Source organism: Nocardioides kribbensis (assembly GCF_015070375.1).
Classification (GTDB): domain Bacteria; phylum Actinomycetota; class Actinomycetes; order Propionibacteriales; family Nocardioidaceae; genus Nocardioides; species Nocardioides kribbensis.
The window spans coordinates 1,180,091-1,201,243 of the sequence record NZ_JADCLL010000001.1; the positions used below are offsets into that span (position 1 = coordinate 1,180,091).

Annotated in this window: 23 protein-coding genes; 6 read left to right on the plus strand and 17 right to left on the minus strand. The window is 75.0% G+C overall.

Annotated features, from left to right (window positions below; all coding sequences use genetic code 11):
- Positions 1-17: 17 nt before the first annotated feature.
- A complete protein-coding gene (locus tag IR170_RS05415) occupies positions 18-1,226 on the plus strand; it encodes an MFS transporter (protein ID WP_082502737.1) in 1,209 nt (402 codons plus the stop codon).
- Between the two features lie 106 nt (positions 1,227-1,332).
- Here IR170_RS05415 and IR170_RS05420 read toward each other — a convergent pair whose 3' ends face one another.
- Together IR170_RS05420 and hppD are read right to left on the minus strand one after the other, a co-directional pair.
- The gene (locus tag IR170_RS05420) at positions 1,333-2,001 is read right to left on the minus strand and encodes a hypothetical protein (RefSeq protein WP_193661453.1); all 669 of its coding nucleotides are present in this window, start codon (positions 1,999-2,001) and stop codon (positions 1,333-1,335) included.
- A gap of 128 nt (positions 2,002-2,129) precedes the next feature.
- Positions 2,130-3,359, minus strand: coding sequence for a 4-hydroxyphenylpyruvate dioxygenase (gene hppD / locus IR170_RS05425; protein ID WP_193661454.1), 1,230 nt, complete (start codon positions 3,357-3,359; stop codon positions 2,130-2,132).
- Between the two features lie 82 nt (positions 3,360-3,441).
- Between hppD and IR170_RS05430 the strand changes: the two genes are divergently transcribed.
- The gene (locus IR170_RS05430) at positions 3,442-3,930 is read left to right on the plus strand and encodes an Lrp/AsnC family transcriptional regulator (protein WP_251534233.1); all 489 of its coding nucleotides are present in this window, start codon (positions 3,442-3,444) and stop codon (positions 3,928-3,930) included.
- Here IR170_RS05430 and IR170_RS05435 read toward each other — a convergent pair.
- From IR170_RS05435 to IR170_RS05455, 5 genes are all read right to left on the minus strand, one after another.
- Complete coding sequence (locus IR170_RS05435; RefSeq protein WP_056863645.1) at positions 3,927-4,589, minus strand: IclR family transcriptional regulator; 663 nt, start codon at positions 4,587-4,589, stop codon at positions 3,927-3,929. The genes IR170_RS05430 and IR170_RS05435 overlap by 4 nt on opposite strands.
- Positions 4,590-4,626: 37 nt before the next feature.
- Positions 4,627-6,324, minus strand: a complete 1,698-nt coding sequence (locus IR170_RS05440; RefSeq protein WP_251534353.1) for a DEAD/DEAH box helicase — start codon at positions 6,322-6,324, stop codon at positions 4,627-4,629.
- A gap of 110 nt (positions 6,325-6,434) precedes the next feature.
- Positions 6,435-6,704 (minus strand): DUF3039 domain-containing protein, encoded by a 270-nt coding sequence (locus IR170_RS05445; protein WP_056863643.1) that lies wholly within the window; start codon positions 6,702-6,704, stop codon positions 6,435-6,437.
- Positions 6,705-6,729: 25 nt separating this feature from the next.
- The gene (locus tag IR170_RS05450) at positions 6,730-7,284 is read right to left on the minus strand and encodes a YqgE/AlgH family protein (RefSeq protein ID WP_193661457.1); all 555 of its coding nucleotides are present in this window, start codon (positions 7,282-7,284) and stop codon (positions 6,730-6,732) included.
- Between the two features lie 33 nt (positions 7,285-7,317).
- Positions 7,318-7,854, minus strand: a complete 537-nt coding sequence (locus IR170_RS05455) for a hypothetical protein (protein ID WP_193661458.1) — start codon at positions 7,852-7,854, stop codon at positions 7,318-7,320.
- Positions 7,855-8,020: 166 nt separating this feature from the next.
- Here IR170_RS05455 and IR170_RS05460 point away from each other — a divergent pair, with 166 nt between their 5' ends.
- Positions 8,021-8,725 (plus strand): TetR/AcrR family transcriptional regulator, encoded by a 705-nt coding sequence (locus IR170_RS05460; RefSeq protein WP_193661459.1) that lies wholly within the window; start codon positions 8,021-8,023, stop codon positions 8,723-8,725.
- A 30-nt stretch (positions 8,726-8,755) separates the two neighbouring features.
- On the opposite strand, the gene IR170_RS05465 is transcribed toward IR170_RS05460, so the two are convergent.
- The 6 genes from IR170_RS05465 to IR170_RS05490 all read right to left on the minus strand — a co-directional run bounded on the left by IR170_RS05465 (position 8,756) and on the right by IR170_RS05490 (position 14,519).
- The gene (locus tag IR170_RS05465) at positions 8,756-9,796 is read right to left on the minus strand and encodes a DUF3048 domain-containing protein (RefSeq protein WP_193661460.1); all 1,041 of its coding nucleotides are present in this window, start codon (positions 9,794-9,796) and stop codon (positions 8,756-8,758) included.
- Between the two features lie 156 nt (positions 9,797-9,952).
- Positions 9,953-10,714, minus strand: a complete 762-nt coding sequence (locus IR170_RS05470) for an SDR family NAD(P)-dependent oxidoreductase (protein ID WP_056863638.1) — start codon at positions 10,712-10,714, stop codon at positions 9,953-9,955.
- A 90-nt stretch (positions 10,715-10,804) separates the two neighbouring features.
- Positions 10,805-11,221: an HIT family protein gene (locus IR170_RS05475; RefSeq protein ID WP_319804914.1), complete on the minus strand. Its 417-nt coding sequence runs from the start codon at positions 11,219-11,221 to the stop codon at positions 10,805-10,807.
- Positions 11,218-12,621 (minus strand): M15 family metallopeptidase, encoded by a 1,404-nt coding sequence (locus IR170_RS05480; protein WP_193661462.1) that lies wholly within the window; start codon positions 12,619-12,621, stop codon positions 11,218-11,220. Before IR170_RS05480 ends, IR170_RS05475 begins: the two co-directional genes overlap by 4 nt.
- A gap of 88 nt (positions 12,622-12,709) precedes the next feature.
- Entirely contained in the window at positions 12,710-13,900 is a 1,191-nt protein-coding gene (locus IR170_RS05485; protein WP_193661463.1) for a glycerophosphodiester phosphodiesterase, read from the minus strand.
- An 85-nt stretch (positions 13,901-13,985) separates the two neighbouring features.
- A complete protein-coding gene (locus IR170_RS05490; protein WP_193661464.1) occupies positions 13,986-14,519 on the minus strand; it encodes a hypothetical protein in 534 nt (177 codons plus the stop codon).
- 165 nt (positions 14,520-14,684) lie between these two features.
- Here IR170_RS05490 and IR170_RS05495 point away from each other — a divergent pair, with 165 nt between their 5' ends.
- The 3 genes from IR170_RS05495 to IR170_RS05505 are packed head-to-tail and all read left to right on the plus strand — an operon-like array spanning position 14,685 to position 16,314.
- Entirely contained in the window at positions 14,685-15,107 is a 423-nt protein-coding gene (locus IR170_RS05495; RefSeq protein ID WP_193661465.1) for a YbaB/EbfC family nucleoid-associated protein, read from the plus strand.
- Entirely contained in the window at positions 15,104-15,409 is a 306-nt protein-coding gene (locus IR170_RS05500; protein WP_193661466.1) for a type VII secretion target, read from the plus strand. The genes IR170_RS05495 and IR170_RS05500 overlap by 4 nt, the downstream gene beginning before the upstream one ends.
- On the plus strand, positions 15,409-16,314 hold the full coding sequence (locus tag IR170_RS05505; RefSeq protein ID WP_056903533.1) for a WXG100 family type VII secretion target: 906 nt from the start codon (positions 15,409-15,411) through the stop codon (positions 16,312-16,314). Before IR170_RS05500 ends, IR170_RS05505 begins: the two co-directional genes overlap by 1 nt.
- Here the strand turns inward: IR170_RS05505 and IR170_RS05510 are convergent.
- Genes IR170_RS05510 through IR170_RS05525 form a run of 4 tightly spaced genes read right to left on the minus strand, consistent with a single transcriptional unit; the run spans position 16,301 to position 21,010 of the window.
- Entirely contained in the window at positions 16,301-18,025 is a 1,725-nt protein-coding gene (locus tag IR170_RS05510) for an ABC transporter permease subunit (protein ID WP_193661467.1), read from the minus strand. The two genes, IR170_RS05505 and IR170_RS05510, sit on opposite strands and share 14 nt — an antisense overlap.
- Entirely contained in the window at positions 18,022-19,542 is a 1,521-nt protein-coding gene (locus IR170_RS05515; protein WP_193661468.1) for an ABC transporter substrate-binding protein, read from the minus strand. The genes IR170_RS05510 and IR170_RS05515 overlap by 4 nt, the downstream gene beginning before the upstream one ends.
- Complete coding sequence (locus IR170_RS05520) at positions 19,539-20,333, minus strand: dipeptide/oligopeptide/nickel ABC transporter ATP-binding protein (protein WP_319804915.1); 795 nt, start codon at positions 20,331-20,333, stop codon at positions 19,539-19,541. Before IR170_RS05520 ends, IR170_RS05515 begins: the two co-directional genes overlap by 4 nt.
- A complete protein-coding gene (locus IR170_RS05525) occupies positions 20,330-21,010 on the minus strand; it encodes an ATP-binding cassette domain-containing protein (RefSeq protein ID WP_319804916.1) in 681 nt (226 codons plus the stop codon). Before IR170_RS05525 ends, IR170_RS05520 begins: the two co-directional genes overlap by 4 nt.
- Between the last annotated feature and the right edge of the window lie 143 nt (positions 21,011-21,153).

Here is a 21,153-nt window from a genome sequence, read left to right on the forward strand (position 1 = left end):
CAGCGCAGGGGACCTCCATGCTGCGTCAGCCCCGGGCCGTCTGGGCCGTGGCCTTCGCCTGCGTCATCGCCTTCATGGGCATCGGCCTGGTCGACCCGATCCTCAAGGACATCGCCGCCCAGCTGCAGGCGACGCCGAGCCAGGTCTCGCTGATGTTCACCAGCTACATGGCGATCATGGGCGTGGCGATGCTGGTCACCGGCGTGGTCAGCAGCCGCATCGGCCCCAAGCGCACGCTGCTCGCGGGCCTCGCCCTCATCATCGTCTTCGCCGGCCTCGCCGGAGCCTCCGACACCGTGGGCCAGATCGTCGGCTTCCGCGCGGGCTGGGGCCTGGGCAACGCACTCTTCGTGGCCACCGCGCTCTCCACGATCGTCTCGGCCGCGGCCGGCTCGACCGCGCAGGCGATCATCCTCTTCGAGGCCGCCCTGGGCATCGGGATCGCCTCCGGCCCGCTCGTGGGCGGGCTGCTCGGCGAGCAGTCGTGGCGGGCGCCGTTCTTCGGCGTCTCGGTGCTCATGCTCCTCGCCCTGGTCGCGACGGCCGTGCTGCTGCCGGCCACGCCGCCGACCGGACGCCGCACCTCGCTGGCCGACCCCTTCCGCGCGCTGCGCCACCGCCCCCTGCTGCTGCTCGGTGTCACCGCGATCTTCTACAACATCGGCTTCTTCACCATCCTGGCCGCGGGCCCCTTCGCCCTGCCGGAGGCCGGCATCCTCGAGATCGGCTGGATCTTCTTCGCCTGGGGCCTGCTGCTGGCCTTCACCTCGGTCTTCGTGGCCCCGCTCGTGCAGCGCGCGATCGGCACCGTGCCCGCGATCATCGCCATGCTGGCGCTCTTCGCACTCGACCTGGCCATGATGGCCGTCTTCACCACCCACGTGCCGGTGGTCGTCGCGGGCATCGTCGCCTCGGGCGCCTTCATCGGCATCAACAACACCCTCATCACCGAGGCGGTCATGGGCGCGGCCCCGGTGGAGCGGCCCGTCGCGTCGGCGGCGTACTCCTTCCTGCGCTTCTGCGGCGGCGCCGTGGGCCCGTTCGTGGCGCTCAAGCTCGGCGAGAGCGTCGACGAGCACGCGCCCTTCGTCTTCGGCGCCGCCGCGGTGCTGGTCGGCGTGGTCGTGCTGGCGGCCGGGCGCCACGTGGTGGCGGGGCGCACGCCTCACGCCGAGGTGGGCAGCCGCGCGGAGGCCGAGGCCGTCCTGGTGGGCGACGTCGACTGACCCGGGACCCTGACCGCCGACCGTCTGGACGAAGCAGCGCCCGGAGCCCGAGGGCTCCGGGCGCCTGCTCCCCCACGGAAGGCCGTCCAGCGGGTCCGGCGGTGGCTCAGCCCTGGGGCAGGGCCACCGTGATCGTGGCGACGCCGACCAGGAAGTCGCCGGGGATGGCCTTCTTCCCGCTCAGGCCGTAGGTGGAGTTGAGCAGCTTGGCCGCCACGGGCGAGACGAGCACCTTCGTGCCCTGCAGCGTCGCGGTGGAGTCGGTGGTCTTGAGCGGGTTGAGCGTGCGCCCGTCGAGCTGGAAGAGGAACGCGCTGCTCACCGCGGTCTGGCCGTTGACCGCGACGTCGCCGTAGACGCGCGAGACGCCCGGGTCGACGTTGAGGTTCGACAGCCGCACCGTCGTGCCGCCGGCACTGAGGGTCAGCCCCGAGCCCTCGTGCTGGACCTGGCCGATCACGTAGGGCGAGACCTCGCCGGGCTCGAAGACCGTCACGTTGCCGCCGGTGATGGGGAAGACCAGCGAGCCCTTGACCAGCTTGGCCGTGCCGACCACGCCGGGCGTCACGCCGAGGGAGGACAGCGCGTCGGTGAAGCCCTTGTCGAGCTTGACCGCGGTCGTCTTGCCCCGCAGCGCGTCGATCGAGGCGACCGCCGCCGGCGCGCTCCCGGCGCCGCCACCGTCGTCGTCGCCGCAGGCGGCCAGGGGCAGGGTGAGCAGGGCGAGGCCTGCGAGCGCGGCGACGCGGCGGCGCGAGGGGGCGAGGAGCGGCATGGAGCGTCCTAGGAGGCGCGGAGGGAGGAGCTGACGTCAGGCGATTCGGTGACCTGGCTCACCCGGATTGGTCCCGCGCCGCCGCGGTCTGGTCCACCGGGGCTCCGCGCCGCCGGCGGCGGGCGCGCTCAGAGGTTGCCGCGGCGGTCCTGCTCGCGCTCGATGGCCTCGAAGAGCGCCTTGAAGTTGCCCTTCCCGAAGCCCAGCGACCCGTGGCGCTCGATGAGCTCGAAGAACACCGTCGGGCGGTCGCCGACGGGCTGGGTGAAGATCTGGAGCAGGTAGCCGTCCTCGTCGCGGTCGACGAGGATGCCGCGCGCCTTCAGCTCCTCGATCGGCACCCGCACCTCGCCGATGCGCGCGCGCAGCTCGGGGTCGTCGTAGTAGGAGTCGGGCGTGGCGAGGAACTGCACGCCGCGGGCGCGCATGACGTCGACGCTGCGCAGGATGTCGCCGGTGGCCAGCGCGAGGTGCTGGCAGCCGGGGCCGGCGTAGAAGTCCAGGTACTCGTCGATCTGCGAGCGCTTCTTGGCCACGGCCGGCTCGTTGAGCGGGAACTTCACGCGGTGGTTGCCGCTCGCCACGACCTTGCTCATCAGCGCGGAGTAGTCGGTGGCGATGTCGTCGCCGACGAACTCCGCCATGTCGGTGAAGCCCATGACCCGGTGGTAGAAGTCGACCCACTCGTCCATCCGGCCGAGCTCGACGTTGCCCACGCAGTGGTCGACGGCCTGGAAGAGGCGGGCCGGGTCGCCGGCGCGCCGCTCCACGGTGCCCGTGCGGGCCACGTAGCCGGGCAGGTAGGGGCCGTCGTAGCGGCTGCGGTCGACGAGGGTGTGGCGCGTCTCGCCGTACGTCGCGATCGCTGCGGTCCGCACGGTGCCGTGCTCGTCGCTCTCGTCGTGGGGCTCCACCAGCACCGTGGCCCCGCAGGCGCGGGCGTGGGCGACGCAGCGGTCCACGTCGGGCACCTCCAGGGCCAGGTCGACCACGCCGTCGCCGTGGCGGCGGTGGTGGTCGGCCAGCGGGCTGGCGGGGTCGACGGCGCCGGTGAGCACGAAGCGCGCGCTGCCCGAGCGCAGCACGAAGGAGACCGCCTCGCGGTGGCCGGTCTCGGGGCCGCGGTAGGCGACCAGCTCCATGCCCATCGCCAGCTGGTACCACCCCGCGGCCATGGTGGCGTTGCCGACCACGAACCCCACGGCGTCGAGGGCGTTGACCGGGAAGGGGTCGCGGCTCGGGTCGTGCTCGACCAGGCCCACCAGCTGCTGGAGCTGCTCGAGGGTGAGGTCGGCACGCAGCTCCTCGGGAGTGAGGGCACGGTGCGCAGCGGTCGTGGTCTCGGGGGTGGCGGTCATGGCCTCAGGATGGTGAGGGGCGGTCAGGATGTGCAACAGTTCTCCGGATCACCGGACAACCTGCACGGTCGAGGAGGCGCACGTGGACGATCTCGACCGCAGGGTGCTCGAGCTCTTCGCCGAGCAGCCCCGCCTCGGCGTGCTGGAGGCCTCCCGACGCCTCGGGGTGGCCCGCGGCACCGTGCAGGCCAGGCTCGACCGCCTCGCCGCCCGCGGTGTCGTCACCGGGTGGGGCCCCGACCTGTCGCCCGAGGCGCTCGGCTGGCCGGTCACGGCGTTCCTGACCCTGGAGATCCGTCAGGACTTCTCCCCCGACGGCGGCGCCCACGACGTGGTGGGCGAGCACCTCGCCGGCATCCCCCAGGTGCTCGAGGTGCACACCACCACCGGCTCCGGCGACCTGCTCGCGCGGGTCGTGGCCCGCTCCAACACCGACCTGCAGCACGTCATCGACCGGGCGCTGGCCCACCCCGCGATCCTGCGGTCCTCGACCACGATCGCCCTGGCCACGCCGGTGCCCCACCGGGTGCTGCCCCTCGCCCGCCTGGCGGCGGGCCGGCCCCCGGGCTAGACCTCGTCGGGCGGCGGGGGCGCGGGGGCGAGGGCGGCCGTGACCTCCCGGGCGGCGCGCATGACGTGCTCGGCGACCGTGCGCTCGTCGACGTCGCCCATGCTGACGATGCCCACGCTGCCCTCGAGGCCGTCGACGTCGATGGGGGCGGCCAGGCCCTGGGCGCCGGTCTGGAGCTCGCCGAGCGTCACGACGTAGGGCGGGCGCGGCCCCTGGGCCCGGCCGGCGAGGATCGCCTTGCCCGCCGCGCCCTGGAGGAGGGGGTGGCGCGTGCCGACCCGGTAGGAGACGTGGAAGTCGGTCCACGAGGGCTCCACCACCGCGACGGCGAGCGCCTCGTTGCCCTCGGCCACGGTCAGGTGGGCGGTGTGGCCCACGGCCTCGGCCAGGGTGCGCAGCACCGGCCCGGCGACGTCGCGCAGCACGGGGTGGACGGCCGAGGCGATGTGGAGCACGCCGAGCCCGACGTGGAGCCGCCCCCGTGCGTCGCGCCGCACCATCGAGTGCTGCTCCAGCGTGCTGACCAGGCGGTAGACGACCGTGCGGTTGACCTCGAGGGCCGCCGCGAGCTCGGTGACCGTGAGCCCGCCCGCCGAGGCGGCCAGCACGTCGAGGACGCGCAGGCCCCGGTCCAGGGTCTGGGACGTCTCGGCCGACATGGGGCGAGTCTAGGACGGCCCTCGCCCGGGGTCGGGCTCAGCCCGACTTGCGCGCCGCCCAGTCGCGGATGCGGTCGATGCGGGCCCGCAGCTGCTCGGCGTTGGCGATGGCCGCCGCCGGGCCGCCGCACTCCTTGCGCAGCGCGGCGTGGGTGATCCCGTGGGCCTGGCCGGTGCGGTGGTGCCACGCGGCCACGAGCCCGTTGAGCTCGCGCCGCAGCACCGCCAGCTGCTCGTGGGTGCTGACCTGGGTCACCGAGTCGGCCGGGCGCGTCTGCGCCGCGCTCGGGGGCGCCGCCGCCTTCTGCTTGCGCGCCCGGTCGCTCTGGCGCTGCTGGAGCAGCTCGCGCATCTGGGAGGGCTCGAGCAGGCCGGGGATGCCGAGGAAGTCCATCTCCTCCTCCGAGCCGACGTGCACCTCGCCCTCGTGGCCGAACTCGCCACCGTCGTAGAGCACCCGGTCGAAGCGCGCCTCGGAGCCGAGCGCCTCGAAGGGCAGCTTGTCCTCCTCCGCGGAGGCCGACTCCCCCTGCTGCGCCTCGGCGAGCAGGTCGTTCTCGGCGGCGAAGATGTCGTCCTCGTCGGTGACCGTGCGCCCGAGCACGTGGTCGCGCTCGACCTCCATCTCCGAGGCGAAGCCGAGCAGGCGCGGCACCGACGGCACGAAGACCGACGCCACCTCGCCGCGGGTGCGCGCACGCACGAAGCGGCCCACCGCCTGGGCGAAGAACAGCGGCGTGGAGGTGGTCGTGGCGTAGACCCCCACGGCCAGGCGCGGCACGTCGACGCCCTCGGAGACCATGCGCACCGCGACCATCCACCGCGAGTCGTCCTCGGCGAAGGCGGTGATCTTCTTGGAGGCCGCCTTCTCGTCGGAGAGGACCACGGTGGCCGACTGCCCGGTGATCTGGCGCAGGGTCTTGGCGTAGGAGCGCGCGGAGTCCTGGTCGGTGGCGATGACCAGGCCCCCGGCGTCGGGCACGTGACGGCGCACCTCGGTCAGCCGGCTGTCGGCGGCGGCCAGCACCGAGGGGATCCAGGAGCCGCCGGGGTCCAGCGCGGTGCGCAGGGCCTGGTTGGTGAGGTCCTTGGTCAGCGGCTCCCCGAGGCGGGCGGCCACCTCGTCGCCGGCGCGGGTGCGCCAGGTCATCTCCCCGGAGTAGGCCAGGAAGAGCACGGGGCGCACGACGTGGTCGGCCAGCGCGTGGGCGTAGCCGTAGGTGTAGTCGGCCACCGACCGCGGGATGCCGTCGCCGCCCGGCGCGTAGGTGACGAACGGGATCGGGTTGACGTCGGAGCGGAAGGGCGTGCCGGTGAGGGCCAGCCTGCGCGCGGCGGGCTCGAAGGCCTCGCGCACGCCCTCGCCCCACGACAGCGCGTCACCGGCGTGGTGCACCTCGTCGAGGATCACCAGCGTCTTGAAGCGCTCCGTGCGGATCCGCATGGCCAGCGGGTTGACCGCGACGCCGGCGTAGGTCACCGCGATGCCGACGTAGTCCTCCGACGTGCGGCCCTTGCCGGCCGAGTAGGCCGGGTCGATCGGGATGCCCGCGCGCGCGGCGGCCTCGGCCCACTGGAGCTTGAGGTGCTCGGTGGGGGCGACCACGGTGATGCGGTCGATCATCCGGCGCCCCAGCAGCTCGGCGGCCACCGACAGCGCGAAGGTCGTCTTGCCCGCGCCGGGCGTCGCCACGGCGAGGAAGTCGCGGGAGGGCCCGTCGAAGTACTTCTCCATCGCCGCCTGCTGCCAGGCGCGCAGCGACGGGGCCGTGCCCCAGGCGGCGCGCTGCGGGAAGGCGGGACTGAGCGCGGGGACGAGGTGGGGTGCGGGCTCGGAGCCGCCCGTCACGCGTCGTCGCCCGCGTCGTCCTTCATGTTCTCCCAGGCGTCCTTGCACTCGGGGCACACGGGGTACTTCTCCGGCGCACGGCTCGGCACCCAGACCTTGCCGCACAGGGCGACGACCGGGGTGCCCATGACCATCGCCTCGGTCAGCTTGTCCTTCTCGACGTAGTGGGAGAAGCGCTCGTGGTCACCGTCGTCGGTCGGGACGGTGCGCTGGTCCTCGCGGACCTTCTCGTCGACCGCGGTGCCGGTTCCGAATCCGAAGCTCACCCGGCCAGTGTAGGCGAGCCGGACCTCAGTTGAGCTCGGGGTCGGCGGGCCGGGTGGCGTGCCAGGCCAGCTCCCCCGGCTGGCGCCGCACGACGTCGCGACGCAGGTCGGTGACGTCGTCGCGGAAGACGTCGTCGGCGGTGCCGGGCACCACCAGCCAGTCGCCCCCGGCGATCTCGCCCTCGAGCTGTCCGGCGCCCCATCCGGCGTACCCCGCGAAGACCCGTACGCCGAGGAGCGCGTCGGCCACCTGCTCCACGGGCGTGCCGAGGTCGACCAGCCCGAGCCGGTCGACGACGGCGCGGAAGCCCGCGGGCGGCTCCCCCGGCCCCAGCAGCGCGAGCGCGATCGCCCCGTCGGCGGAGACCGGGCCGCCCTGGAAGAGCACGTCGGGCTCGACGACCAGGCGGTCCCAGCCCTCGAGCACCTGCTCGACGCTCACCGGGGTGGGCCGGTTGAGCACGACGCCGACCGCGCCCTCGGCGTCGGCGTCGAGCAGCAGCACGACGGTGTCGGCGAAGTGGGGGTCGAGCAGGCCCGGCCCCGCCACCAGCAGCATGCCCGCACCGACCTCGCTCATGGAGCCATCATGGCACCGGGGCGGTGGGTGCGATCAGGCCGCGAGGGCCGCGCGCAGGCGCCCGAGCAGGCCGGCGGACCGGTGGGCCACCGCGGGCTCGAGGCTCGCGCCCGGCCGCCAGCCGGCGCGCGCCCGCGCCTCGATACGGGCCCCGGCACGGGCCGCTGCGGCGGTGGCGTGGGTGCCGGCCTGTCCGGCCATCACGGCCAGCAGGTGGTGCTCCTTGGCCGACGCCTTGCGCAGCGCGGCGGCCATCACCTCGTCACGGGGCTCGGCGCGGTAGTGGTCGAGCACGGCGCGCACCCCGGGCATCTCGTCGGCCGTGCCGCGCCAGGCGGCGACGACGGCGTCCTCGAGCGCCATCGGCTGGTGGACCAGCTCGCGCTCGATGCGGCCCGACAGGCGGGTGTGCCAGCGCAGCTGGAGGGCGCCGAGCAGGTCGAGCTCGTCGTGGAAGGCGCTCGTGGCGCCCTCGACGTCGAGCGGGAGCAGGCCGTCGACGCGGGCGTCGGCGGCGGCGATCACGGCGCGGAGGATCTCCCCGCGGTTGCGGTGGCTGTTCCAGGTCATGGTCACTCCTCGGTCGTTCACGGTTCACGTACCGTGAGTACGTACCGATGGTAGGGCGGCATACCGGCGGTATCCAAGCACCACAGGGGTGACCTGGGCCCGATCCGGCGTGATCCCGCCCACCCGGCGCCACCGGCCCGTGGCGGCGGCCACATAGGGTGGGCCCATGGCGAAGTCCTCGGTCTCCAAGCTGGTCCCCAAGGTGCCCGCGGTGCCGGGCGTCAGCCGTCGCCAGCAGTACTCCGCGTCGACCAAGCGGGCCCTCGTCGACGTGGCCGAGCAGATGTTCACCGAGCACGGCTACGCCTCCACCTCGCTGGACTCGATCGTGGCCGGGGCCGACGTCACCAAGGGCGCCCTCTACCACCACTTCAGCGGCAAGCAGGCCCTCTTCGAGGCCGTCTTCGAGCGGGTGGAGTCCGACGCGGCGCGTGCGATCCAGAAGGTGCTGCGGGGCAAGAAGGACCCCTGGGAGAAGGCCCGGGCCGGGCTGCGCACCTTCCTCGAGGTGGTCCAGGAGCCGGGCTACCGCCGCATCGTCGTGCAGGAGGGCCCGGCCGTGCTGGGCTACGAGCGCTACCGCGAGCAGGAGGAGCGCTCCACCTACGCCAACGTCCTGGAGATCATGCGCTCGGTGCTCGGCGCCGGGCCGTGGGAGCTCGAGGACGAGATGCTGCAGACCTTCTCCCGCATCTTCTTCGGCGCCATGGCCTCGGCCGGGGAGTCCGTGGCCGGCTCCGACGACCCGATCGCGGCCGCCGCCCGGGTCGAGGCCGCCATCGGCTTCATGATCGCCGGCTTCCAGGCCCTCGCCGACGCCGGCGTGATGCTGCCGACCGGTCCGCTGGGGCCGATCACCACCACCGACTGACGCCGACCGGACCAGTGGTCCCGGGCCGGGCTACTTGGCGAAGGTGACCGAGCCGCCGTCGGTGGGCACCAGCTCGATCCAGGTGCGTCCGGCCGGCACGCTCAGCGCGCCCGCCTTGGTGGACAGCTCGAGCGGCTGGTCGAGTCCCGGCTTGGTCCAGGTGCCGCGCACGAGCGTGCCGCCGTGGAAGAGCATCGCCTCGCCCTTGCCCTCGAGGGTCGTCTCGGGCACGGGGTTGCCGGCCGGGTCGAGGTAGCCCGCGTCGCCGACCGGCACGCGCAGCACGAGCACCGTGTCGGCGGGGAACTCGTCGCCCTGCGCGGCGAAGGTGTCGGTGTTGGTGTAGCCGCCGTCGGCGTAGGTCCAGCTCGTGGTGTGGCTGCCGGAGAAGCTCGCGGCCAGCGACCGCGCCGGCTGGCCCGTGGGCAGGTCGGACTCCTCGCCCCAGGGCAGGTAGTCGCTGGGCCGCTCGGCGGCGCCGTCGGTCAGCGTCGTGGTCGCCGCGAGGTCGGTGAAGAGGTTGTAGGGCGCGCTGCGCGAGGAGTCGCGGAAGAAGCCCTTGGCGCCCTCGGCGAAGAAGGTGATCCCGGCCTGCTTGATCCGCCCGATCGTGACCGCGGCGGCGCCGCTGGTCACCACGGCGGCGTCGGCGGGGGACACGATCCCGATGTCGCTGGCCCGCATCGAGCGCACCGGACCCACCGTGCCGGGGATCTCGGAGTAGAAGAAGGCGGCCAGGCGGGTCATCCCGCCCTCCACCAGCTCCTCGACCACCAGGTCGGCCTCGCCCAGGCCCAGCTGCGGGGCCGCGGAGGAGGTGTTGTCCATCTTCAGCACCATGACCGGGTGGCGCTGGGCGGCCGACTCCCCCTTGCCCACCGGCAGGCCGGTCAGCGGCCACGTCGCCTCGAGCCGCTCCCCCGCGGCGACGTCCTGGGCCTCGGCGCCGCCCCCGGAGCCGTCGGAGGACTCCTCGCCCCCGCCGCACCCGGCGAGCACCAGGGCGGCGGCGGCGAGCAGGGCGGTGGCGCGCGCGGCGCGCCGGCGGGTCGGGACGGGACGGATGAGCACGTCGGGCTCCGATCGGTGGGAGGTGCGGAAGGACGGAAAGGCTACTGAGTCGATCGACAAAACCAGCGACCGCCCCCAGTGTGCGACCCGGACGCGCTCCGTGGACGGAGGCGCGCGGGCCGCAGCACCGACGGCGGTCGGCTGCGCGGTGCGGGATCAGCCGCGGGAGATGGTGGCCCCACCGTCGACGTAGAGGGTCTGACCGGTGATGTAGGAGGCCTCGTCGCTGGCCAGGAAGGTCACCGCGGCGGCGATGTCCTCGGGGTGGCCGACGCGCTTCACGGGGTTGGCCTCGCCGCTGAGGCGGCGGAACTCCTCGACGTCCATCTTGAGCCGCGCGGCGGTCTGGTCGGTCATGTCGGTGGCGATGAAGCCCGGCGCGACGGCGTTGACGTTGACGCCGAAGGCGCCCAGCTCGAGGGCGAGGGTCTTGGTGAAGCCCTGCAGGCCCATCTTGGCCGCGGAGTAGTTGGCCTGGCCGCGGTTGCCCAGCGCCGAGGTGCTGGAGGTGTTGACGATCTTGCCGTAGCGCTGCTCCACGAAGTGCTTCTGCGCGGCCTGGCTCATCAGGAAGGCGCCCTTGAGGTGCACGCCCATGACGAGGTCCCAGTCGAGCTCGGTCATCTTGAACAGCAGGTTGTCGCGGGTCACGCCGGCGTTGTTGACCAGGATGTGCAGGCCGCCGAGCTCCTCGACCACGCGGGCCACGGCCGCCTCGACCGAGGCCTTGTCGCTGACGTCGCAGCCGATGCCGACCGCCTGGGTGCCCAGGGTGGCCGCCGACTCCGCGGCGGCGGACTCGTCGAGGTCCACGATCGCGACCGCGGCCCCCTCCTGAGCGAAGCGCTGGGCGGTGCCGAGCCCGATGCCGCGAGCGGCTCCGGTGATCACGGCCACGCGTCCGTCGAAACGACCCATGCTGCTGTCCTCCTCAGTGGCCGCGGGCGCGGCCGGTGGTGTACGTCGAGACGCCGGTCACCCTAGGTCACCGGCCCGGGGGCGGTGACGTCAGTCCAGCGCCGACCGCAGCCGCGCGGCGTACGACGCACGCTCGCCGTCGTCGTAGCGCTGCCGCGGCCAGAAGAAGCCCCGCAGGCCGTCGCCCTTGGTGCGCGGCACGACGTGCAGGTGCAGGTGGGGCACCGACTGGCTGACGGTGTTGTTGATCGAGACCCAGCTGCCCTGCGCGCCCAGCGCCTCGACCACCGCGGTGCAGAGCCGCTGGGCCGCGGCCAGGAACGGGTCGCGCAGCTCGCCGGGCAGGTCGGGCAGGGTCACGACGTGGGTGCGCGGCACGAGCAGCACGTGGCCGCGGAAGACCGGTCGCTGGTCGAGGAAGGCGACGAGGTCGTCGGTCTCCAGCACGAGGTCGGCCGGGGTCTCCCCCGCCACGATCGCGCAGAAGACGCAGCCGGCCTCGCTCACTCGCACACGACCCCGGCGCAGCGCGGGTCGAGCACGACGCGGCCGGCGCCCGCGCTGGCGTCGAAGTGGTGGGCGTCCTGCACGCCGTAGGTCCAGCGCAGGCCGTGGGCCCGCATGGCGCTGACCACGGCGTGGGCCGAGGAGCGCCACGCGACCCTCGGGTGCGAGCGGGAGGGCCACCAGGTGTTGGGCACCGTGCCCTGCTGGGAGCGGTAGGGGTTCTCCCACGGGTTGACGTCGAGGGAGCGGCCGTAGGAGTGCGGGGAGCGCACGCCCGGGCGCCCGACGACGTCGCGGCAGTTGAAGGCCGAGGTGTTGTCGGCGGCCATCGAGGCGTAGTCGTCGGCGCCACCGAGGCGCTTCGACCAGCCGAAGCGGTCCACGCGGTACATCGCGCGGATCGGCAGCTGCTCGCGGTACATCTGGCCCAGCGCGCCCGCCATCTGGCCGACGGCGCCGGTGGCGGCCACCAGCTCACCGCGGTAGCGGTAGCCGTCGAAGCCCCAGTAGTTGATGCGCAGCAGCCGCAGGCCGGAGCGGCCCACGGGGCAGCCGGCGTGCCAGCTGCGGCCGGTCATCTGCTTCCAGACCCCGTCGGGGATGGTGGTGACGACCGGGCGGGCGCCCTCGCCGGTGGCGCGGGGCTGGCGGGGCAGGGAGATGCGGGGCCGCGGGGCGCCGGCGGGCAGTGCGACCGGGGTGCCCGGCGGGCGGTTGTCGACCAGGTGCGTGCCGCTGACCGAGCGCTCGAGCCAGGCCTTGGCGGGGGCGAGGGCGCGGTAGACGGTGTCGACGCGGGGGCGCACCGTCAGCGAGGCGCGGCCCTGGTCGTCGGTGCGCACCCGGACCGGGTCGCTCCACGCCTTCGCGCCTCGCGGCTTGCTCTGCACCGTGACGCGCCCCGCCACCGGCGTGCCGCTGCCGGTGGTCCACCGCACCGCGAGGTCCACCGACCGCTCGTCGACGACCTTCCCGGGCCCGCCCAGGCGCAGGTCGGAGCCGCGCTTGCGCAGCGGCAGCACCGTGGTGACCTCGGCCGCCGGGTGGGCCGCGTCGCCGGCGAAGGACGCGCGCACGACGTTGTCCTTCGGCGCGCGGGCGACCACGACGTCGACGACCACCGCGCCGGCCTCGTCGGTCAGGGCGCGGGCGACCTCGGCCCACTCCCCTCCCCGGCGCCGCTCGACGACGACCTCCGCCCCGGTGACCGGGGCGCCGGCGTCGTCGCGCAGCGTCGCCGTGAGCGGCGTGGCGGTGTCGGCGTACCGCGCGGGCGCCTCGAGGCTCAGCCCCGGTGCGGGGGCCGCACCCGCGGGCACGACCGTCAGGGCCGCGCCCGCGAGGGCGGCGCAGACGAGCAGGACGAGCAGGCGCAGAGGGGTCTGCAGCAGGGACGGCATGGCGCTCAGTGTGCCGATCCCCCGCGCCGATGGGCAGCCCCCACGCGGGCGAGGCACGCGCGGGGCCCGCCCCGGTCCCGGCCGCCGGCTACCGCCCCGCGACCCAGGTGTCGCGCGCGTAGACCGCGGAGTCGGGGTGGTCGGCGAAGACCCCGTCGACCCCGGCGTCGAGGAAGGCCTGCACCTCGGCGAAGACGTCGCCCTTGGCGTCGGGGTCGGTGCCGGTGCGGAAGTCGGTGGCCATGAACTGGTTCTCGTCGCGCACGGTGAACACCACGACCCGCAGGCCCGCCGCGTGGGCGTCGTCGACGACGTCGCTGGGCCCGGTCAGCGCCCCGGAGGCGTCGCGCGGCAGCACGACGTCCTTGTTGGGGCCCAGCCAGTCGGCGTAGCGCGCCACCTTCGCGAGCCCCGCCGGCGTCACGAGGTCGGCGTACGTCGTGTCCTTGCCGGCCGCGACGAGGTCGTAGGGCGCGCCGGTGGCGTCGACCAGCTGCTCGACGGGCGCCTCGGTGAGGCGGTCGATCTGCTTGAGGTTGGTGGTCTCGAAGGACTGGATGAGCACCTTGCTGCGCTTCTCGTCCAGGCCGAAGCGCTTGAGCTCGCGCAGCATCGGCTCCTCCAGGGACAGCCCGATGGAGTCGAAGTAGGTGGGGTGCTTGGTCTCCGGCGCGACGCCGATCCTGCGGCCGGTCTCCCGGGAGGCCTGGCGGGCCAGGCGCAGCACCTCGGTGAAGGTCGGCACCCGGAAGCGGCCGTCGTAGCGGGTGTTGTCGGGGCGCACCTGCGGCAGCCGCTCCACGGCCCGCAGGGTGCGCAGCTCGCGCAGCGTGAAGTCCTCGGTGAACCACCCGGTGACCTCGCGGCCGTCGATGGTCTTGGTGGTGCGGCGGTCCGCGAACTCGGGGTGCTCGGCGACGTCGGTGGTGCCGCTGATCTCGTTCTCGTGGCGGGCCACGAGCACGCCGTCCTTGGTCGGGACCAGGTCGGGCTCGATGTAGTCGGCGCCGAGCTGGACGGCCAGGCGGTAGGAGGCGAGCGTGTGCTCGGGGCGGTAGCCCGAGGCGCCGCGGTGGCCGACGACGACCGGGGTGCGCAGCTGGGTGACGGGCCGCTCGGCGGCAGGGGCCTGGGCGGCGCGCTCCTGCTCGAGCGCGCCGGCGCCGCCGGCGGGGCGGGCCCCGGCGGGGGCGAGGAGGCCGGGCCCGGCCAGGAGGGCCAGGGCGGTGAGCCCGGCGACGGGCAGCAGGGTGCGGGGGGAGGTCTTCCGAGAGGTCATGGGCGCACCGTAGGACGACGCCGGTGGCCGGTCGGGGAGGCGGCCGTGAACGGCGGGCGACGCGCAGCGGTCCAGCGCGGGACCCTCAGCGCACCCCGGGGGCGTAGATCACCTCGGGTCGCTCGATGCACAGGCGGGTCTCGTCGTCGGCGGCGAGCTCCGGGTGCGCGGCCAGGGCGGGCTGCAGCTGGGCGGCCAGGACGTCCATGCGGGGCACGAACGGGGTGGAGACGCCGATGTCGGCCTGGCCCGGCCGCCGTACGTCGAGGAACCAGCGCCCCGTGTTGCCGGGCGCCGACGACGACACGAAGCGGTGGATCCGCACGGTCGTCGGCGGAGCCAGCGGGGCCTCGCGCCGCTGCCAGAGTGCCCGCTGGTGGAAGGTCCCGGTGGTCTGGTCGATCCAGACCCGCGAGGTCCACACGATGCCGATGCCCAGCAGGAGCGCGAGCGAGAGGAGCCCGAGCAGGGGCACGACCACGACGGTCAGCGGCGTCCAGTCCATGGTGCCCCGCACCACGCGCAGCAGGTTCCACCCGAAGCCCGCGACCACGAGCGCGGCGACGGCGGTCATCAGCAGCCGCCACAGGATCGAGGGCCGCATCGTCTGGTCGCTCATGGTGCCTCCGAGGGGTGACCGCCCGCGACGGCGGGGAGGGGCGGGAGGGTCGGGTGGTGACTGCTCCCCGACCCTAGCCGCTGCTCGGCAGCGGTGTTTCGCGGTGCGCGCCGGGGGGCAGTGTGCCGTCGACGCCACCCCCACGCCGGACGAGAGGAACCCGCCATGCTGACCGGAGAATCCGAGGCGAGAGCCCGCATCGAGCGCGCCGCCGCCCAGGCGGAGGACAACTTGCGACGGGCCCAGCGGATGAACGGCGAGCTGGCCGAGGTGAGGTCGGTGGGCCATTCCCGCGACGGCGGGGCCGAGGTCACCGTCAGCGCCTCGGGCGTGCTGGTCGACCTGCACGTCACCGCGAAGCTCGCGCAGCGCCCCGCCGAGGAGATCCGCGCCGCCATCCTGCAGGCCAACGCCGAGGCCTGCGCGCAGGCCCAGCAGCAGGTGCGCGAGGTCTCCGGTCGTTGGCTGGGTGAGCGCAGCGAGTCGGCCGCGGAGATGGACCGGCACTTCGGCTCGATGCTCGACCAGGCCGCGACCCCGCCGGAGGACGGGCCGCGGGGCTCGGCGGGCAGTGGGGTGCTGCGATGAGCATCGACGTCACCCTGGGTGAGATGAGGGCCCACGCCTCGCACCTCGACGACATCGCGGAGACCGCCACCGAGGGTGTCGACGCCGGTCGCGCCGTCTCCATCCACGGCGACGCGTTCGGCCTGCTCTGCGCCTTCATCGGCGAGGCGCTGGAGCCGGTGCAGGCGGTGGGCGTCGACTCGGCCAAGGCGGCGGTCGCCGGCGTGTCCGGCACCGCCGACGCCGTCCGTGGCCTGGCCGACATCTTCGGCTGGACCGACGACGTCGTGAACGACCTCTTCAACGTCTTCAAGGGGCAGTGATGACCGATCCGCTCGTGGCCCCCGAGGTCGACTCGACGGCGTGGTACACCGGCGCCGGGCCGGTGGAGAGCCTGGCGGCCAGCGGGGTGGCGCTCTCGGAGGGCGACTGGGTCGAGGGCGCGGTCAACGGCGTCTTCGGCGGCCTCGAGACGCTCGCCGACATGACCGACCCCTTCGGCGCCGTCGTCGGCATGATCGGCGGCTTCATCATGGAGCACGTCGCCCCCTTCCCCGAGTGGCTGGACCAGCTCGCCGGCAACCCCGACGAGATCCGTTCCTTCGCCACCACGTGGATGAACGTCGCCGACCACCTCGACAGCAACGCCGACGACTTCCTCGCCACCGTCCGACGCGACGCCGGTCGGTGGGAGGGCCTCGCCGTCGACGCCTACACCGCCGCCGCGGACGCGCTCGAGGACATCCTCAAGGCCTTCGCCACCGCGATCCGCGGGGTGGGCGGCGCCACCGAGCTCGCCGGCGGCATCGTCGCCGGCGTGCGCGCCCTCGTGCGCGACGCCATCGTCGAGGTGGTCAGCTGGATCCTCGGGGCGATCTGGAAGTTCACCACCCCGTACCTCCCCAAGGGCCTGCAGGAGCTGGCTTCCACCGTCGTGGAGTGGGTCGCGAAGGTCCGGCGCTTCCTCGACGACCTGGTGTCGACCGTCAGCCAGCTCGGCACCCGCATGAACGACCTGATCGCCTCGATGGGCGACGGCGGCGCCAAGGTGTCGGAGGTGCTGGGGCGGTGGGGTCAGCTCTCGGTCGTCGAGCCCGGGTTCGACATGGACCGACTGGTGAGCTCGGTGTCACCCGGGGGCGGTGGCCTCAGCAGCGGGATCCCGACCCTCGCGAAGGTCACCTACGACGGTCTGACGGAGTCCACCAAGTACGTCAGCGACGAGTGAGGCCCCGGCTCGCGGAGGCCACCGACACCGCGAGCACGGAGACGAGCACGAGGGCCAGGGTGGGCGCGGCGACGACCCACCAGGCCCGTTCGGCGTAGCCGATGCCCTCGGCGAGCAGCAGGCCCCACTCGGGCGAGGGCTGGCCCGGGCCGAGCCCCAGGAAGCCGAGCGAGGCCAGCGCCAGGGTCACCCCCGGCACGCGCAGCGCGGCGTGGCGCACGACGGGGCCGACGGCGCCCGGCAGCAAGTGGCACCAGGTGCGTCGCAGCGGCCCGACCCCCAGCACGGGGAGCACCGCGACGTGGGGGCGGCCGCGGGCCTCGGTGACGAGGGCCGAGGTGTGCGCGGCCAGGGGCGCCCAGCTCACGGCCGCCACCGCCACCGCCGCACCGAGCGTCGAGGGTCCGGCGAGGGCGGCCACGAGCAGTCCGGCCACGATGGGCGGGGCGGCGTTGGTGACCTCGACCGGGCCCGCGGAGAGGCGGGGCGCCAGCCCGACCACGAGGCCCACCACGAGGCACACCGCCACCACGGCGAGGGCGGTGCCGACCGTGCTGAGCGCCCCGTGGGCCAGGCGGGCGAGCAGGTCGCGTCCGCTGGCGTCGGCACCGAGCCACAGCCCCGGTCGCGGCGCCTCGAGCCGCTCGTGGGCCGACGCGTAGGGATCGCCCGGCAGCCCGGCGAGCACCATGACCAGCAGCAGCCCCCCGGCCAGGAGCGGTACGCCGAGGGCGCGCCGGCCCGCCCGCGGGGCGGGCGCGGCGCTCGGCACGCTGGCCAGCCGCAGGGCCGGTCCGAGCAGGGCGCGCCGCAGCAGCGTCACGACGAGGCCGACCGCGACGGCCACGACGACCAGCAGCAGCACGCCGGCCTGGAGCGCCGGCACGTCCTGCGCGCTCGCCGCGCCCAGCACCGCCCGGCCCAGCCCCGGCACGGCGAAGACCTCCTCCACCGCGACCGCGCCCCCGAGCAGCCCGACCACGACGAGGCCGACCTGGCCCACGACCGACGGCAGGGCACGGCGCAGCACGGCGAGGGCCAGCCGGGCCCGGGAGCGCCCGACCAGCAACCAGGTGTGCACCCACGGCTCCCCCACCACCGCGCCCACCGCGTCGGCCAGCAGGCGGCCGACCAGTCCCCCGCCGGGCAGCCCCAGCGCGAGCGCCGGCAGCACGAGGTGCTCGGGGCCCTGCCAGCCGTAGGGCGGCAGCCAGCCCAGCCACACCGCGCCCACCAGCAGCAGCACGGCGCTGAGCACGAACTCCGGGAGCGCGGTGAGCGCCACCGCGCCGACGCCGGCGCCCGCCCCGCGGTCGCCGCGCAGCCCGCCGACCAGCGCGGGCACCGCCACGACGGCCGCGACGACCAGCGCCACCACGAGCGCGGCGAGCATGAGCGTCAGCGAGACGCCGGCCGCCGACAGCAGCCCGGGGCCGACCGGGCGCCCGGAGATCCACGACGTGCCGAGGTCGCCGCGCGCCAGGCCCGCCACCCAGTCGCCCAGCACCGCGAGCGGTCCACGGTCGAGGCCGAGCTCGGCGCGCACCGCGGCCAGCGCCGCGGGCGTCGCCTCGAGCTCGGCGTACCGCGCGCGCAGGACGGTGTACTCCGCCGAGCGCCCCGAGAGCCAGGGCAGCAGACCCACGAGCACGAGCACGCCCAGCCCGGCGCCCAGGCGCGAGGCGGTGACCAGGGCCGCCGCGCGCGTCATCCGACGGAGGTCGAGGCGTCCACCAGGGCGCGCTCGCGGGGGTCGCGCAGGGCGTCCTCGACGCGCTCCGACTCGCCCTGGACCACCCGCTCGTGCAGCAGCGGCACGACGGCGTCGGCGCCGAGCACCAGGGCCTCGACGGCCATGGTGGCGGCCTGCCGCTCGGGGCCGACCGGCAGCGCCGCGGCCTCCTCGAGAGCGGCGTCGACGTCCTCGTCGCAGAGCTGGGCGATGTTGAAGGAGCCCTCGCAGGCGAAGTCGCTGTAGAGGTAGGCCACCGGGTCGCCCGAGTCGAGCACGGTGGCGCGGGAGAGGATGAAGGCGTCGAAGGCGCCGTCGAGGGCGTCGGCCTCGATGAACTGGTACTCCCGCACGTCCTGCTCGACCTCGAAGCCCGCCGCCTCCAGCTCCTGCTCGAGCAGCACCGCCACCTCGGGCAGCTCGGCGCGGTCGGTGAAGGTGCCCAGGCTGATCTCCACCCCGTCGACCTGCGCCGGCTCGGGGCGCTCGCCGAGCAGCTCGGCGTAGGTGTCGTCGCGCAGGTCGGCGGCCCACGGGATCGCGGGGCCGAGCAGGCCCTCGGCCTCGTCGGCCCGGCCCTCGTAGACGTCGGCGACGAGCCGGGCCCGGTCGATGGCCTCGCGGGCCGCGGCCCGCACGGCCGGGTCGGCGAAGGGGCCCTCGGAGGTGTTGAGGTAGAGCGTGTTGGTGCGCGGCATCGGCACCTCGTGGATGAGCGCGGGGTCGATCTGCGTCAGCTGGCCCACCGGCACGGCCTCCACCACGTCGGCCTCCCCGGTGCGCAGCGCCGCGGCGCGCGCGGTGCCGTCGGGCACGTAGGAGACGTCGAGGCCCGCGGCCTGCGCCGGCTCGCCCCAGTAGTCGTCGAAGCGCTCCAGCGTCGCGCCCGCCGTGCCGGCCACCTCGGTCAGCTCGTAGGGCCCGGTGCCGGTGCCCACGGGCGACACCGTCCCGTCCGGGGCGTACGCCGAGGCCGCCAGCACCGCCAGCTGCGGGCTCGAGAGCCGCTGCGGCACCAGCGGGTCGGGCTCGCCGGTGGTCACCACCAGCGTGTCGCCGTCGGCCTCGGCGGTGAGGGTGACCCCGTCGAGGATCCGCGGCGGCGGGCTGGCCTCGGCCGCGGCGGTGAGCGAGGCGGCCGCCTGCTCGGCGGTCAGCTCCGTGCCGTCGTGGAAGGTGACGCCGTCGCGCACCGCGAAGCGCCAGGTGAGGTCGTCGGCCTGCTCCCAGGAGGTGGCCAGGCCCGGGAGGGCGCCGCCCTCGTCGTCGAGGGTCACCAGCGTCTCGGCGGTGCTCCAGCGCGAGAGCTTGAAGGCGTCGTCGGACAGCGGGCTCAGCCCCGAGCGCGGCGGCTGCAGCATGGCTAGGCGGATCCGGTCGTCGGCGCCCCCGCCGGCCCCGGCGTCCTGGGCGCCCGGGGCTCCGCCGCAGGCGGTGACGGAGGCCAGCAGCACCGCTGCGGCGGCGAGGTGGGAAGGACGGGGCGTGCGGATCATGCGGTGCTCTCTTCTCGGGTGGCTTCTCGGGTGGTGGGTGAGGACAGGTCGCGGGCGCCGACGAGGGCGCGGGTGGCGGGGTGGGTGGGCCTGGCGAGGAGGCGGGTGGTCGGGCCCTCCTCGACGACGCGGCCGGCGTCGAGCACGACGACGCGCTCGCAGGTCCGCTCGACGGCCTCGAGGTCGTGGCAGACCAGCAGCAGCCCGATCCCGTCGAGCCCGGCGACCACGTCGAGCACGTGGTCGCGCAGGTCGTGGTCGAGGCCGCTGACCGGCTCGTCGGCCAGCAGCAGGCGTGCCCCGCAGGCCAGGGCGCGGGCCACGGCGACCCGCTGGGCCTGGCCGCCACTGAGCTCGCCGGGGCGTCGGCGCCAGAGGTCCTCGTCGAGGCCGACGCGGGCCAGGGCGGCCCGCGCGGTGCCCACCGGGTCGCCGGGCACGCCCAGGCGGCGCGCCGGCTCGGCGACCAGGCGCTCCACGCGGTGGCGGGGGTCGAGGGAGGCGGCCGGGTGCTGGGGCACGTACTGCACCGCGCGGCGGTACCACCGCAGCGAGCGCAGGGACCCCGGTCGCACGGCGCGCCCGTCGAGGCAGACCTCGCCGCGCCCGGGGGCCAGCAGCGCCAGCGCGACCTGGAGCAGCGTGGTCTTGCCCGCCCCCGAGCGGCCGACCAGGCCCACCCGCTCCCCCGGAGCGAGCCGGAGCGTGACGTCGTCGAGCGCCGGCGCACTCGCGCCGCGGTGGTGGCCCGCGTGGTGGTGGGTGACCCCGCGCAGCTCCAGGCCGCTCACGCCACGCGCCCCTCGGCCAGGGCCACCGTGCGCGAGCAGAGCCGCGCGGCGACCTCGCGGTCGTGGGTGACCAGCAGCAGGGCGGCGCCGGTGTCCGCGCAGTGGCGCTCGAGCAGGTCGACGACGCGGGCCCGGGCCACCGCGTCGAGGGCGGTGGTGGGCTCGTCGGCCACCAGCAGGCGGGGCGCGCAGACCAGCGCGAGCACGGTGCAGACCCGCTGGAGCTGTCCGCCCGAGAGCTCGGCGGGGTGGCGCCCGAGCAGCGCCGCGGGGTCGGCCAGGTCGGCCTGGCCCAGCAGGTCGAGCACGAGGTCGCGGGCGGCGGCGCGGGTCAGGCCACGGCGGGCCCGGGCGGCCTCGACGAGCTGCGCCCCGACGCGCACCAACGGGTTCAGCGCGGTCGCCGAGGCCTGGTGCACCGCGGCCAGGCCGGCGCGCTCGCGGCGGGTGCGGCCGAGGCGGCGGCGCAGGTCGACCGGGCGCCCCTCGAGCAGCAGCCGCCCGGAGGCGGCGTACGCGGGGCCGAGCGTGCCGAGTACCGCGGCGGCGGTGAGGCTCTTGCCCGAGCCCGACGGGCCGACCAGCCCGACGCGCTCGCCGGCCGCCACGGCGAGGTCGACGCCCGACACCAGCGTGCGCGTCCCGACGCGCACGTCGAGTCCCTCCAGCTCCAGCACGGCGCCCCCCGGCCCTTCGGCGCCACCAGGCGCAATGATTATCGTTCTCAACAAGCCTGCCAGACCGCGCCCCCACCCGTCACATCGGGCCTTGCGCCGCCCCGGGGCGGGTGGCATGGTGAAGCAGCCCCGAGCGATCGCTC

Excerpts from the sequence above, each read along its gene's own strand:
- IR170_RS05500 (WP_193661466.1), top strand. The coding sequence starts at position 15,104 with ATGAGCATCGACGTCACCCTGGGTGAGATGAGGGCCCACGCCTCGCAC.
- IR170_RS05460 (WP_193661459.1), top strand. The coding sequence starts at position 8,021 with ATGGCGAAGTCCTCGGTCTCCAAGCTGGTCCCCAAGGTGCCCGCGGTG.
- IR170_RS05415 (WP_082502737.1), top strand. The coding sequence starts at position 18 with ATGCTGCGTCAGCCCCGGGCCGTCTGGGCCGTGGCCTTCGCCTGCGTC.
- IR170_RS05515 (WP_193661468.1), bottom strand. The coding sequence starts at position 19,542 with ATGATCCGCACGCCCCGTCCTTCCCACCTCGCCGCCGCAGCGGTGCTG.
- IR170_RS05470 (WP_056863638.1), bottom strand. The coding sequence starts at position 10,714 with ATGGGTCGTTTCGACGGACGCGTGGCCGTGATCACCGGAGCCGCTCGC.
- IR170_RS05495 (WP_193661465.1), top strand. The coding sequence starts at position 14,685 with ATGCTGACCGGAGAATCCGAGGCGAGAGCCCGCATCGAGCGCGCCGCC.
- IR170_RS05485 (WP_193661463.1), bottom strand. The coding sequence starts at position 13,900 with ATGACCTCTCGGAAGACCTCCCCCCGCACCCTGCTGCCCGTCGCCGGG.
- IR170_RS05490 (WP_193661464.1), bottom strand. The coding sequence starts at position 14,519 with ATGAGCGACCAGACGATGCGGCCCTCGATCCTGTGGCGGCTGCTGATG.
- IR170_RS05435 (WP_056863645.1), bottom strand. The coding sequence starts at position 4,589 with ATGTCGGCCGAGACGTCCCAGACCCTGGACCGGGGCCTGCGCGTCCTC.
- IR170_RS05455 (WP_193661458.1), bottom strand. The coding sequence starts at position 7,854 with ATGACCTGGAACAGCCACCGCAACCGCGGGGAGATCCTCCGCGCCGTG.
- hppD (WP_193661454.1), bottom strand. The coding sequence starts at position 3,359 with ATGACCGCCACCCCCGAGACCACGACCGCTGCGCACCGTGCCCTCACT.
- IR170_RS05505 (WP_056903533.1), top strand. The coding sequence starts at position 15,409 with ATGACCGATCCGCTCGTGGCCCCCGAGGTCGACTCGACGGCGTGGTAC.
- IR170_RS05510 (WP_193661467.1), bottom strand. The coding sequence starts at position 18,025 with ATGACGCGCGCGGCGGCCCTGGTCACCGCCTCGCGCCTGGGCGCCGGG.
- IR170_RS05440 (WP_251534353.1), bottom strand. The coding sequence starts at position 6,324 with ATGGAGAAGTACTTCGACGGGCCCTCCCGCGACTTCCTCGCCGTGGCG.
- IR170_RS05450 (WP_193661457.1), bottom strand. The coding sequence starts at position 7,284 with ATGAGCGAGGTCGGTGCGGGCATGCTGCTGGTGGCGGGGCCGGGCCTG.
- IR170_RS05480 (WP_193661462.1), bottom strand. The coding sequence starts at position 12,621 with ATGCCGTCCCTGCTGCAGACCCCTCTGCGCCTGCTCGTCCTGCTCGTC.
- IR170_RS05420 (WP_193661453.1), bottom strand. The coding sequence starts at position 2,001 with ATGCCGCTCCTCGCCCCCTCGCGCCGCCGCGTCGCCGCGCTCGCAGGC.